This is a genomic window from Kribbella sp. NBC_00359, from assembly GCF_036097425.1.
Taxonomy (GTDB): Bacteria; Actinomycetota; Actinomycetes; order Propionibacteriales; family Kribbellaceae; genus Kribbella.
On the sequence record NZ_CP107975.1, the window covers coordinates 3132319 to 3145723 of the forward strand.

The 13405-nt window shown below is 70.3% G+C and carries 11 protein-coding genes; 10 read left to right on the top strand and 1 reads right to left on the bottom strand.

Features of this window, described 5'->3' with window-relative positions; translation table 11 throughout:
- Positions 1-25 precede the first annotated feature (25 nt).
- Both OG876_RS15380 and OG876_RS15385 read left to right on the top strand, forming a co-directional pair.
- Positions 26-919, top strand: a complete 894-nt coding sequence (locus tag OG876_RS15380; protein WP_328525531.1) for an SDR family oxidoreductase — start codon at positions 26-28, stop codon at positions 917-919.
- Positions 916-1644 (top strand): amidohydrolase family protein, encoded by a 729-nt coding sequence (locus OG876_RS15385; RefSeq protein WP_328525532.1) that lies wholly within the window; start codon positions 916-918, stop codon positions 1642-1644. The genes OG876_RS15380 and OG876_RS15385 overlap by 4 nt, the downstream gene beginning before the upstream one ends.
- Here OG876_RS15385 and OG876_RS15390 read toward each other — a convergent pair.
- Positions 1626-2534 (bottom strand): TIGR03564 family F420-dependent LLM class oxidoreductase, encoded by a 909-nt coding sequence (locus OG876_RS15390; RefSeq protein WP_328525533.1) that lies wholly within the window; start codon positions 2532-2534, stop codon positions 1626-1628. The two genes, OG876_RS15385 and OG876_RS15390, sit on opposite strands and share 19 nt — an antisense overlap.
- A gap of 88 nt (positions 2535-2622) precedes the next feature.
- Here OG876_RS15390 and OG876_RS15395 point away from each other — a divergent pair, with 88 nt between their 5' ends.
- The 8 genes from OG876_RS15395 (at position 2623) to OG876_RS15430 (ending at position 13405) form a co-directional block, all read left to right on the top strand.
- Positions 2623-3474: a LysR family transcriptional regulator gene (locus OG876_RS15395; protein ID WP_328525534.1), complete on the top strand. Its 852-nt coding sequence runs from the start codon at positions 2623-2625 to the stop codon at positions 3472-3474.
- A 277-nt stretch (positions 3475-3751) separates the two neighbouring features.
- Positions 3752-5932 (top strand): MDR family MFS transporter, encoded by a 2181-nt coding sequence (locus OG876_RS15400; RefSeq protein ID WP_328525535.1) that lies wholly within the window; start codon positions 3752-3754, stop codon positions 5930-5932.
- A 75-nt stretch (positions 5933-6007) separates the two neighbouring features.
- Positions 6008-7306 (top strand): SWIM zinc finger family protein, encoded by a 1299-nt coding sequence (locus OG876_RS15405; RefSeq protein ID WP_328525536.1) that lies wholly within the window; start codon positions 6008-6010, stop codon positions 7304-7306.
- 17 nt (positions 7307-7323) lie between these two features.
- Entirely contained in the window at positions 7324-8706 is a 1383-nt protein-coding gene (locus OG876_RS15410) for a DUF5691 domain-containing protein (protein WP_328525537.1), read from the top strand.
- Positions 8703-9785 carry an ATP-binding protein gene (locus OG876_RS15415; RefSeq protein WP_328525538.1) on the top strand — a complete coding sequence of 361 codons (1083 nt, stop codon included), beginning with the start codon at positions 8703-8705 and terminating at the stop codon, positions 9783-9785. The genes OG876_RS15410 and OG876_RS15415 overlap by 4 nt, the downstream gene beginning before the upstream one ends.
- On the top strand, positions 9782-11962 hold the full coding sequence (locus OG876_RS15420) for a DUF5682 family protein (RefSeq protein ID WP_328525539.1): 2181 nt from the start codon (positions 9782-9784) through the stop codon (positions 11960-11962). Before OG876_RS15415 ends, OG876_RS15420 begins: the two co-directional genes overlap by 4 nt.
- Complete coding sequence (locus OG876_RS15425) at positions 11959-13107, top strand: VWA domain-containing protein (protein WP_328525540.1); 1149 nt, start codon at positions 11959-11961, stop codon at positions 13105-13107. Before OG876_RS15420 ends, OG876_RS15425 begins: the two co-directional genes overlap by 4 nt.
- Before the next feature lie 10 nt (positions 13108-13117).
- Positions 13118-13405 carry an antibiotic biosynthesis monooxygenase family protein gene (locus tag OG876_RS15430; RefSeq protein ID WP_328525541.1) on the top strand — a complete coding sequence of 96 codons (288 nt, stop codon included), beginning with the start codon at positions 13118-13120 and terminating at the stop codon, positions 13403-13405.

Below are 13405 nucleotides of genomic sequence, written 5' to 3' on the forward strand. Positions count from 1 at the left end.
ACCTCGTGCTGAAAGGAAGACCGCTATGAGCAAGACGGTCCTGATCTCCGGCGCGTCGAGCGGCTTCGGCGCCCTGACCGCCCGCGCCCTGGCCGACGCCGGCCACATCGTGTACGCCGGGATGCGCGATGTCACCGGCCGCAACGCAGCCGCCGCCGCGGACGCCAAGCAGTACTCGACCGAGCACAACGTCGACCTCCGCGCCGTCGAGCTCGACATCAGCACGGACGCCTCCGTCCAGCAGGCCGTCGCCACCGTGATCAGTGAGCAGGGGCGTCTCGACGTACTCGTGCACAACGCCGGTCACATGGTCACCGGTCCGGCCGAAGCGTTCACGCCGGAGCAGCTGGCCGACCTGTACGACACCAACGTGGTGGGCACGCAGCGCCTCAACCGCGCCGCGCTCCCGCACCTCCGCGAACAGCAGGACGGCCTGATGGTGTGGGTCGGGAGCTCCAGCACCCGCGGCGGGACCCCGCCGTACCTGGCTCCGTACTTCGCGGCGAAGGCGGCGATGGACGCGCTGGCGCAGAGCTACGCGCTCGAGGTCGCGCGGTTCGGGATCGAGACGACGATCGTCGTGCCAGGTGCCTTCACGCACGGCACCAACCACTTCGCCCACAGCGGCTCCCCGGCCGACGCGGACGTGGTCGCGGCGTACGAGACGAAGTACGCCGGTCTGATGGAGCAGGTCAGCCAGAAGCTGGCCGAGCTCGAGCCGTCCTGGGCGGACGTCGCCGAGGTCGCCGAGGCGATCGTGACCGTGGTCGGCACCGAGAAGGGCCGCCGGCCGTTCCGCGTGCACATCGACCCGTCGGACGACGGCGCCGCAGTGGTGAACGGAGTCGCCGACCGGGTCCGCGCGGAACTCCTTCGCCGGATCGGTCTGGACGACCTCCTGCACCCGGTGGCGGGATGATCGACCTCCACGCGCACTTCCTGCTGCCGGAGTACGTCGCAGCGGCGGAGCGGGCGGGACACCTTCGGCCAGACGGGATGCCCGGCTGGCCGGAGTGGTCTGTCCAGAAGCACTTGGCGGAGATGGACCGGACCGGCATCGAGAAGGCGGTGCTGTCGGTCCCGTCGCCGGGAGTGCACTTCGGAGACGACTTCCGGGCCCAGGTCCTGGCTCGGCGGGTCAACGAGGCCGCCGCGAAACTGGGCCGCGATCACCCGGGCCGCTTCGGGTTCTTCGCGAGCCTGCCGCTGCCGGATGTCGAAGGTGCGTTGGTCGAGATCGACTACGCGTACGACGTGTTGCACGCGGACGGCGTCGTACTGCTGAGCAACGCCGGCGGCATGTATCCGGGCGACCCGTCGTGGGAGCCACTGTGGCGGGCGCTGGATGCGAGGTCCGCGATGGTGCTGCTGCATCCGACATCCCCACCACAGTGGCGTCAGGTCGCGCTGGACCGGCCGCGACCGATGATCGAGTTCCCTTTCGACACCGCCCGGGCGGTCACGGATCTGGCGTTGACCGGTGTCCTGACCCGCCACCCGGGCATCCGTTTCGTCGTCGCGCAGGGCGACCTGCTCCCGTTCCTCAGCGAGCGCATCGACCTCTTTCACGGGACGTCGAGCGTGGCCGCCCAGCTGAAGAACCTCTCGTGCGTTTCCGGCAGCGGCTACTGCTGTGCCGCGTAGTCGAGGGCGAACCTGATCGTTCGCTCCTGTTCGTCCGCGGTCCCGACCGGGCAGAACACGAACTCCGTCGTCCCGGCGTCCGCGAATCGCTGGATCTCCTTCGCCACCGCCGATTCGTCACCGAGCACGGCAGTGTCCTCCGGTCCCGCCTTACCGCCGCGATCGAGCACCGCCCGGTACGCCGGCATGTCGCCGGCGGCACCGAAGCGTTCCCGGATCCACTCGCGGGTCGCGACCGGATCGTCGGTGAGCGCGATACAGGCAGCGGCGATCACCTGTGGTTGCGGCCGGCCCGCGGCGATGGCGGCTCGCTCGATGGTCGGCCGGATGTAGCTCTCGACCAGTTCGGGTCCGACCCAGCTGGTCATCGTCCCACCGGTCAGTTGGCCGGCGGTCTCGAGCATCCGCGGACCCAGCGCGGCCAGAATCAGGTCCGGAGCCTCCGCGCCGGTGATCTCGATGTGACCGCGAGCCGTCAGCCGTTCGCCTTCGTAGTTGGTGGGCTCGCCGGAGAGCAGTGGGCCGAGCGCTTCGACGTACTCGCGCATGTACGTCGCCGGCCGATCCATCGACAGGCCGAACATCCCCTCGACCATGTGGGGATGACTCGTCCCGATCCCGAGCGTCAGCCGGTTGCCGGCCACCGCCTGGACGCTGAGCGCCTGCGCTGCCAGGGCCATCGGATGCCGCGGATAGATCGGTACGACGCCGACCGCGAAGCCGATGGTGGAGGTGAACGGCGCCGCTCCCGCGATCAGCGTGAGGGCGTCCCAGCCGGTGCGCTGGCTGAACCAGATCCGGTCGACCCCACTGTCCTCAGCAGCCTTCGCGGCCGCGCCGACCTCGTCGATCCGGAGGCCTTCTTCCTCGATCCACAGTCCGATTCTCATGTCCACAAGTCAACGAGCGCGGCGATCGGCGACCAAGACGCAGCTACCCTGTGCAGTGATAAGGAATCGTGATCGCCGGGGGTGGCCGATGGAGCTGCGGCAGCTGCGGTACTTCGTCACCGTCGCCGAGGAACTCCACTTCGGCCGGGCCGCCGAGCGGCTGAACATCGTCCAGCCCGCGGTCAGCCAGCAGGTCGCCCGGCTCGAACGCGAACTCGGACTGAAGCTCCTCGACCGCTCGTCGCGCCACGTTCGGTTGACCGGTGACGGCGAGCGGATGCTGCGCGAGGCGCGGACCATCCTCGCCGCCGCGGATCACGCCACCGGGGTCGCCGCGGAGCTCGCTTCCGGCCGGGCCGGCGTTCTCCGGATCGGCACGGCGCCGGGTCTGCGGGACCGGCTCGAGCGCGGCCTCGCCGCCCTGCGAGCGAGCACGCCGGACCTGGAGATCAAGCTCAGCTCCGGTGCCGCGGCCGATCATCTCGACGCCCTTCGATCCGGCGACCTGGATGCCGCCTTCGTCCGTGGCGAGGTGGCCGCCGCCGATCTCCGGGTGATCGAGCTCTGGCAGGATCCGCTGTCGGTCCTGGTGCCGTCGGAGTACCGGGCGGACGACGGGGTGAAGCTCGTCGACCTGGCCGGTATGCCGATGCGTCTGCCGGCCGACCCCTGGCTGCGCGAGTTCCTCACCGCGGCCTGCCGGGACGCCGGCTTCGAGCCGGTGCCGGGACGGCCGGCGGACGACCTGGAAGCCACGATCGTCGAGATGTCGACCGGCTCCCCGGCCTGGACCGTCGTGTACGGCACGTCGTGCGGATCGGCCGAAGGTGTCCTCTGGATGGGACCGTTCGCGCCACCGCTGCGCGCTCCCGGCAACCTGGTGATCGCACCGGGCCGCCCGGCCGCGTGCGTCGACGTCCTCGTTTCCGCCTTCGGGTGACCCCCGGCGGGCCCTGACAGCACCGCCGGGGGCCGAGCGTTGATCTCTCAACAAGCACCGGATCGTACGTGGCAAACCCTCTCCCGAGGAGAGGTCGTCTCAAGAAAAGACGCCGAGCGGTAGGTAGCTCCCGGTGAGCGGTCGCTGACGCTGCGGGCTTATTGTTGGTTATTGCAACCAAATACCAGGCTGGGTGAGGACCTGCCGGCCGTTTCCGCCCCGGAGCAGCGCCCCACGTTGCCCCGGCCGCAGCGACCCCGCGTACGAACGGAACCCGATGTCTGCCACCCGGACTCTGGACACGGCCACACCCACGGCCACCAACCCTGGGCTCTCCCATCGCGAGATCCTGGAGATCCTGGCGGGGCTGCTCGCCGCGTTGTTCACCGCCGTACTCAGCTCGACCATCGTCAGTAACGCACTGCCGACGATCATCGCGGACCTGGAAGGCTCCCAGACGCAGTACACCTGGGTGATCACCGCCAGCCTGCTCGCGATGACCGTGTCCACACCGGTGTGGGGCAAGCTCTCCGACCTGATCAGCAAGAAGCTGCTGGTCCAGCTCGCGATCCTGATGTTCGTGGCCGGGTCGGCGCTCGCCGGCGCCGCGCACAACGTCCCGTTCCTGATCGGTGCGCGAGTGCTTCAGGGCCTGGCGATGGGCGGTTTGATGGCCCTCGCCCAGGCGATCATCGGCGCGGCCATCCCACCGCGTGACCGCGGCCGGTACTCCGGCTACATGGGTGCCGTGATGGCCGTCGCGACCGTGTCCGGGCCACTCGTCGGCGGCGTCATCGTCGACACGTCGTGGCTTGGCTGGCGCTGGTGCTTCTACGTCTGCGTGCCGCTCGCCGTACTGTCGCTGATCGTCCTGCAGAAGTACTTGCACCTCCCGGTGATCAAGCGCGAGGTCAAGATGGACTACCTCGGCGCGATCCTGATCGCGGGTGCGGCCAGCCTGCCGCTGATCTGGGTCTCGTTCGCCGGGACGCACTTCCCGTGGTGGTCCTGGCAGACCGGCGCCTATCTTGGCGGTACGGCGCTCCTCGGCATCCTGGCCGTGGTCGTCGAGACGCACGCCCGCGAGCCGCTCGTGCCGGTGAAGGTGGTCCGCGAACGCACCACGGCACTGGCGATCCTGGCCAGCCTGTCGGTCGGGGTGGCGATGTTCGGCAGCGCGGTGTTCCTCGGGCAGTACTTCCAGGTGGCCCGCGGATACAGCGCGACCGAGGCCGGGTTGCTGACGATCCCGATGATGTTCGGCTCGTTCCTCGGGTCGGTCGGGGCGGGGCAGTTGATCACGCGGTTCGGGAAGTGGAAGCGGTACCTCGTGCTCGGTGGGCTGTTCCTGACCGCCGGCCTCGGCCTGCTCGGCACCATCGACCACACCAGCCCGTACTGGTACGTCGGCTGCGGCATGCTCGCGATGGGCATCGGCATGGGCATGATGATGCAGAACCTGGTGCTCGCCGTACAGAACACCGTCGACGTCACCCAGGTCGGCGCGGCCAGCGCGTCGGTCACCTTCTTCCGGAGCCTCGGGGGTGCGGTCGGAGTCTCGGTGCTCGGCGCGATCCTGGCCACACGGGTGACGGATCTGATCACGCAGAACCTCCGGGCGCTCGGGCCCGAGGCGGCGGCCGCGGCGCAGAGCGGATCCAGCGGCAGCGTGCTCGACGTCAACGCGTTGCCGGCGCCGGTTGCCGAGATCGTGCGGCACGCGTACGGCGATGCGACCGGGAAGATCTTCGTGATCGCGGCGGGGGCGGCGTTGGTCAGCCTGCTCGCGGTGCTGTTCATCCGGGAGGTTCCACTGCGTCGTACGGTCGCGATGACGGACGAGGGTGTTGCGGATGCCGCCGGCTCGTTCCCGGATGATCCGGCGGAGCGGGCCGCTGTCGTCGCACTCGACGTGATCACCTCGGCCGAGCGCACCGCCCGCGAACGCGAACGCGAGGCCACCGAACGCGTCCAGGCCGCGGCGAACGTCGTACGCCAGATGCGCACCGACGTCGCCGACCTGTTCACCCGCGTGGACCAGCAGATCGCCGCCCTGGAGGAGACGCTGCCGGACGCCGTACCGCAGCCGGCCGCCGCGATCCTCGACGCCCAGCGCCCAGCCGGCGAGCTCGTCGACGAACTCCGCCGCTACGAACTCAGCGTCCTCAGCGCCAGCCAACGCACCGCCGACCACCTCCGCGAAACCGGGAAGACCGAGGCAGATGAGCTGCTGGCAGCCGCACGCGCTGAAGAACTGGAGATCCGCGACCGCATCAGCGAACTGCAGGCCGTCGAACAACGCCTGCTCGGAGCCATCCGCGACGGCCTCTCCGACACCCCACTCCCACCCGCGCCGCCGATGCCACAGCCCACCCCGTCCGTGCCGCCGGCCTCCATCTCTCGGCCGGCTCCCAACGGCTACCCGGAGGAGGCGCACCACCGCCAGGCGTTCGGCTGATCTCAACCTCCTCCACGGCCCTGTCGGGGGCGGGTGGCATGCTTCCGGGGGAGGGGTTGTCGAGCGAGGAGTGCCGTGGGGCCGTGGGATGTGGAGCAGGTGCTGGGGCTGGCGTCTGATCCTGCGTCCGCGAAGGCCGGTCAAGCGCAGGCGCGTACGGCGAAGTGGCCGGACACCGGCGCGTCCGAGCGGGCGGTGTGGGGACTGTGTCAGGGGAGCGGCAAGCAGCCGTACCAGACCGCGGTCGATCTGAGCGGGCCGGCGTACAAGTGCTCCTGCCCGAGCCGGAAGTTCCCGTGCAAGCATGCGCTCGGGCTGCTGTTGCTGTGGGCCGGCGGCGAGGTGCGGCCGGGCGACGAGCCGGAGTGGGTGACGTCGTGGGTGGAGCAACGCGCGGCTCGCGCGGAGCGGCCGGAGCGTAAGCCGGGGGAGGTCGCCGACCCCTTGGCCGCGCAGCAGCGGGCGTCCCGGCGGGCCGACCGAGTGTCCGCCGGGATGGCAGAGCTGGCCAGTTGGCTCGATGATCAGGTCCGGCAAGGGCTCGGTGGGTTCGACCAGCGTGCGTACACCGAGCTCAGCCGGCTGGCCGCCCGGATGGTCGACGCCCAGGCGCCCGGGGTGGCGGGAGCGGTACGGCGCGCCGCCGGGGTGATCGGCCGTGGTCACGGATGGCCGGGCGAACTGCTGGAGGAGCTCTCGCTCATCCACCTGATCGTCTCCGCGCATGACCGGCTGGCCGAGCTGCCGCCGTCGCTGGCCGACACCGTGCAGAGCCGGATCGGCTGGACGGTCGAGACCGCGCGGGTGCTGGCCGAGGGCGAGAAGGTCGAGGACGACTGGCTCGTGCTCGGCCGGGTGATCGAGCCGGACGAGCGGCTCACGGTCCGCCGCGTATGGTTGCGCGGGGCAACAACTGGCCGGCTCGGCCTGATCCTCACCTTCGCCGCCGCCGGACGTCCGCTCGACCCATTGCCGGCCAGACCGGGTGAGTACGTCCCGGGTGCTCTGTCGTTCTACCCCGGTGCGCTCCCGATGCGTGCCATCCTGACCCAGACCGCTCCCCGCCTGACCGCGCCTCGGCCATCCGGATTCACCGCGCGCCAGGCGTTGGCGTCGTACGTCGAATCCGTCGCAGCCGACCCGTGGAACGAACGCTGGCCGCTGGTCCTGCAGGATGTCCGCCCTGCTCGGTACGGCGAGGGCTGGGCGCTCGTGGACACGGCCGGTGACGGGCTCGAGATCCTGCCCGGCGTGGATCCGTGGAAACTGCTCGCGGTGTCCGCCGGCGATCCGGTCACCGTCGCGGGTGAGTGGAACCGCGCCGGCTTCCGCCCGATGACCTGCTGGCACGACGATCGGCCGGTGATCCTGTGAGGGGCTGGGACGGGCTGGTGAGTTCGGCGCTGCTCGGTACGGACCGGCGGCCGCCGCACTTCGAGGAATTGCCGGAGCATGTCCAGGAACGCCTGGGGGATGGCGGGTTGCTGGATGCCGCCGCGCTCGCGACTGTCTACAAGCGCGCCGGTCGCACGCCGCTTCATGAGGTCGAACCGTTGCCGGCGGCCCCTGGTGAGGATCGGCCGCTACCCCGGCCGGTCGCGATCCGGCGGTTGGCCGCGATGCTCGGTGGCTTCCAGGCGACGGCGCTCGGCGAGTGGTTGCGGGCCGCTGATGCTCGTGGCTGGGGCGTTCCGCCCGAACACCTGCCGGCGTTGGCCGACTACGCCCGGAACCGGGCCGAATACCGCCCACTCGTCATCACCGCGGCCGGCCGCCGCGCCCGGTGGCTCGCGGACCTCAACCCGGAATGGCGCTTCCTCCACGCTGCAGTTGCTGAAAGCAACGATCCAGAGCTGTGGACCCACGGCAACACGCTGCAACGCCGGACCTGGCTCCGCACTCTCCGCTCGCAAGATCCCGAGGCCGCTCGCGAAGCCCTGGCCGAGGTCTGGCCGACCGAGTCCGCCGCCACTCGCGCCGACTTCTTGAGCCTGCTCGCCGACGGATCGTCCACGCAGGACGAGGCCTTCCTCGAGGCGGCCCTCGACGACCGCTCCAAAGAAGTCCGCCGAGCCGCCGCCCGTCTCCTCGCCCGAGTCCCCGGCGCGCAGTACGGCGTACGCATGACTGAGCGTCTCCACTCCCACCTAACCCTGACCCAGGGCGTACTCGCGGTCGACCTCCCCAAACGGGTCACCCAGTCGATGGAACGCGACGGCATCGACTCCCAGAACCCGGAAGGAGTGGGCAAGCGGGCGTGGTGGTTCCTGCAGATCGTCGCCAACACCCCGTTGTCGGAGGTGGATCCGGTGTGGTTGGAGACGCCGGTGGAGGGATGTTCTCCGGAGATCCTGCAGGCCGCGTGGACGGAGGCCGCGATCCGCGAAGGCTCAGCCGAGTGGGCACGCGCCCTGCTCCGCTCCGAAGCCTCGACCGGCACCCGAAGCCCCGCCGAGCTCCTGCGCCTTTTACCTGCAGACGAATGGGCCCGCGCGGTCGACGCGCTGCGCACAACTGTAGATGTCGCGGAGTTGGTCGGCGGGCTGCCGGTGCCGTGGCCGGCCTCGTTGGCGAGCATGATCCTCGACCAGTTGGCCAAGGTGGGGACCAACCGCGCATGGGCCCGGCTGGCGAGTATCGCGGCGCGTGCGGTGCCGCCCGACGTACTGAATCATCCGATCACCCGCGAGCCGACCGGCGAGGAAGACACCTGGCGCCGCCGCCTCGTCGAGACCTTGATCTTCCGCCGTGAGATGTATGAGGAGCTTTCATGACCACTGAGGTACTGCGGCCGCATGCGGAAGAGGAGTATGCGGGGGAGTTGGCCGCACTGGCTGCGGCGGATGACAGGGCTCGGCCGCCTGCGTGGCTGCTCTCGCCGGCTGCTGTGGTCACGTATCTGCTCGGCGGTAAGGCAGGCGACGTGGAGATCTCGCCCAAGTACGTCGGTCCGCGGCGGCTGATCGAGGTGGCGGTGGCGACCCTCGCGACGGACCGGGCGCTGTTGCTGCTCGGCGTACCGGGAACGGCGAAGACGTGGGTCAGCGAGCACCTGGCGGCGGCCATCAGCGGGGACTCGACCCTGCTCGTGCAGGGTACGGCGGGGACCGCGGAGGAGTCGATCCGGTACGGCTGGAACTACGCGCAGTTGATTGCCCAGGGCCCCAGTGAGGCGGCGCTCGTGCCGAGTCCGGTGCAGCGGGCGATGACCGAGGCGAAGATCGCCCGGATCGAGGAACTGACCCGGATGCCGTCCGACGTCCAGGACGCGCTGATCACGATCCTGTCCGAGAAGGCGCTCCCGATCTCCGAACTGGCCACGGAGGTCCAAGCCCGCAAGGGTTTCAACGTCATCGCGACCGCGAACGACCGCGACAAGGGCATCAACGAACTCTCCAGCGCACTCCGCCGCCGGTTCAACACCGTCGTACTCCCGCTCCCGGACTCGGCCGAGGACGAGGTCGAGATCGTCTCCCGCCGGGTCGCACAGCTCGGTACGGCGCTCGAGCTGCCACAACCGGACGACGCACTCGACGAGATCCGGCGCGTGGTCACGATCTTCCGCGAACTGCGGTCCGGCCGGACCGAGGACGGGCGGACCGCGGTCAAGTCACCGTCCGGCACCCTTTCGACCGCGGAGGCGATCAGCGTCGTCACCGGTGGCATCGCGCTGGCGGCTCACTTCGGCGACGGCGTCCTGCGGCCGACCGATGTGGCCGGCGGCATCCTCGGTGCTGTGGTCAAGGATCCCTCCGCGGACCGCGTCGTCTGGTCGGAGTACCTGGAGACCGTGGTCCGCGAACGTGACGGCTGGGCCCCGTTCTACCGAGCCTGCCGAGAGATCTCCGGATGACCGTTCATTTGCTGGGGATTCGGCACCACGGGCCGGGGTCGGCGCGGGCGGTGGCGACCGCGCTGGCCGAGCTTCGGCCGGATGTGGTGTTGATCGAGGGGCCGCCGGAGGCGGACAAGGTCGTGGAGTTGGCCGGGTCGGAGGAGATGGAGCCGCCGGTCGCGCTGCTGGCGTATGCGGTCGACGACTCGACGCGGGCCGCGTTCTGGCCGTTCGCGGTGTTCAGTCCCGAGTGGCAGGCGATCAAGTACGCGCTCGCGGCCGGCGTGCCGGTGCGGTTCTGCGACTTGCCCGCCGCTCATCAGTTCGCATCGTCCGGCGGTGGCGGCCGGCGGGCCGCGTCGATCGATCCATTGGCAACGCTCGCACATGCCGGCGGGTACGACGATCCCGAGCGCTGGTGGGACGACGTGATCGAGTCGCGGCGCGAAGGTGCAGAACCGTTCACCGTGATCGCCGACGCGATGCGCGAACTGCGCCGTGACGAAGAGGCGACTGGTCGCGAGGCGCAACGTGAGGCCTACATGCGCACCGTGCTACGGAAGGCGATCCGGGAAGGGTTCGAACGGATCGCGGTGATCTGCGGCGCCTGGCACGTGCCTGCGCTGGAGTTACCGTTGCCTCCGGCAACACATGACCAACGGATCCTGAAAGGCCTGCCGAAGCGGAAGGTCGCCTGCACCTGGGTCCCCTGGACGCACGGCCGGCTGGCGGCGGCGAGCGGGTACGGCGCCGGCATCACCTCGCCGGGGTGGTACCACCACCTGTTCACTGCGCCCGACCAGATCACCACTCGCTGGCTTTCGAAGGTCGCGCGGGTGCTGCGGGCCGAGGATCTGCCGGTCTCCAGCGCCCATGTGATCGAGGCGGTCCGGCTCGCGGACACCCTGGCCGCATTGCGGGGACGTCCGCTGGCCGGGCTGAGCGAGGTGACCGAGGCGACACGGGCGGTGCTCTGCGGCGGGAACGACGTACTGCTCGATCTGGTCACGCGGGAAGCGGTCGTCGGCGAGCTGCTGGGGACGGTGCCCGGGGAGACGCCGCAGGCTCCGGTCGCGGCGGATCTCGCGGCGCAGGCGCGGCGGCTGCGGATGAAGCGGGACGCGACCGAGCGGGTGATCGAGCTCGACCTGCGCAAGCCGAATGACCTGGAGAAGTCCAGACTCCTGCACCGCCTGCGGATTCTCGGGGTGCACTGGGGTGTGCCGGCCGCCGACGAGCGGCGGGCGCAGGGCACCTTCCGGGAGATGTGGCGGCTGACCTGGGATCCCGGCCTCGAGGTCGAGCTGGTCGCCGCCGGCGCGCACGGCACAACCGTGGCCGGCGCCGCGACGACGGTCATGCTGCGCGTGGGTGACGAATCCTCGACGCTCGCAGAGGTCACCGCCGCGTTGGAGAAGTCGCTCCTCGCCGACCTCGCCGAGGCGTTGCCGTCGCTGCTGCAGGGCGTTGACACCCGCGCCGCCGCCGATGCCGACGTCGGCCACCTGATGGCGGCGTTGCCCGCGCTCGCACGCTCTTCGCGGTACGGCGACGTCCGGGGCACCGACACCGCCGGGCTCGCCGCGGTCGCGGGCCGGATGGTGTCGCGCATCTGCGCCGGCCTCGGCCGGACCGTGCACGGTCTCGATCCGGATGCGGCGGCCGCCGTACAGGAGCTGATCGACGGCGTGCAGGACGCGACGGTGTTGCTGGCCGAGAATGTGCGGTCGGAGTGGCTGAACACGCTGCAGGGTTTGAGCGATCGTGTCTCGGTGCCGCCGCTGATCCGCGGTCGGTTGACCCGGCTGATGCTCGACACCTCGCGGCTGCCGGATCACGAGGTCGCGCTGCGGCTGGGGCGCGCGCTGTCCCCGGGTACGCCGACCGCCGACGCGGCCGGGTACGTCGAGGGGTTCCTCGCCGGAGGCGGTCTGTTGCTGGTGCACGACGAGCGCCTGCTGGCGCTGGTGGACTCGTGGCTGGGTGCGGTCCCGGACGATGCGTTCCTCGAGGTGTTGCCGTTGCTGCGCCGTACCTTCGGGACGTTCGCCGCGCCGGAGCGCCGGTCGATCGGGACCAGGGCTCGTGCGCTGGGCGATCCGGCCGCACTGGTCGTTGCTGATGACAACGATCTCGACACCGAGCTGGCGGCGTCCGTCCTTCCCGTCGTCGCGCAGCTGCTGGGGGTCTCATGAGCGAGGAACGCATGCGCCGCTGGCGCCTCGTGCTGGGCGGCGAGGCCGAGCCGGAGACGGGTACGACGCTCTCCGCTCAGGACCGATCCGTCGATGCCGCCTTGGCCGCGTTGTACGACGCGGAGGCCGGCGAGCCGGGGACGCAACGATCGGCCGGGCTGGGTTCGTCGGCGCCGCGGGTGGCGCGGTGGCTGGGAGACATCCGGCAGTACTTCCCGAGCACCGTCGTCCAGGTGATGCAGCGCGACGCGGTCGAGCGGCTCGGCATCACGCGGATGTTGATGGAGCCGGAGTTGCTGGGTGCGGTCGAGCCCGACGTACACCTGGTCAGCACGCTGCTCGCGCTCAACGAGGTGATGCCGGAGGAGACCAAGCAAACCGCGCGGGACGTGGTCGGGCGAGTGGTCGCCGAGCTGGAGGCGCGGCTGGCCGAGCGCACCCGGGCGGCTGTGACCGGCGCGCTCGACCGGGCTGGCCGGACCGGGCGACCGCGGCATTCGGACATCGACTGGGACCGGACGATCCGGGCCAACCTGAAGCACTTCTCGCCGGCGCTGGGGACGATCGTCCCGGACCGGCTGGTCGGGTACGCGCGGCGGAATCACAGCGTCCAGCGGGACATCGTGCTGGCGATCGACCAGTCCGGCTCGATGGCGGAGTCGGTGGTGTACGCGTCGCTGTTCGGTGCGGTGCTCGGGTCGATCCGCACGCTGCGGACCAGCCTGGTCGTGTTCGACACCGCGGTCGTCGACCTGACCGATCAGCTGGAGGATCCGGTCGACGTCCTGTTCGGCACGCAGCTCGGTGGTGGGACGGACATCAACCGCGCCCTCGCGTACTGCGAGGAGCTGGTGACCAAGCCGGCCGAGACCGTGATGGTGCTGATCTCAGATCTCTACGAGGGCGGTGTCCGCGAGGAGATGCTGCGGCGGGCGCGCTCGCTGGTGGAGTCCGGCGTACAGCTCATCGCCTTGCTCGCTCTGGCCGACTCCGGCACCCCGTCGTACGACGCCGAGAACGCGACCGCCCTCGCCGATCTCGGCGTACCCACCTTTGCGTGCACTCCCGACCTCTTTCCCGACCTGATGGCCGCCGCCATCCGCCACGAGGACATCACCACGTGGGCATCCACCAACCTCGCCTGAAAGGACATCCATGACGACTGTCGAGCTGACCCGCTTCCGCGTGCTGCCGGAGCAGACCGGGGAACTGCTCGCCGCCCGGGTGGACATGCTGAAGGACTTCGAGGCCGACCGCACCGGCTTCCTCGGCGCCCGCCTCGTGCAACTGCCGGACGACGAGTGGCTGGACATCGTCGAGTGGGCGAGCCCGGAGGACTTCGCCGCGTCCCGGGACAAGGGCGGGAACCTGCCGGGCATCGCCCGCTTCTTCGCCGCGATCGACTCACTGGTCGTCGCCGAGGAAGGCGTAATCGCGGTGTAA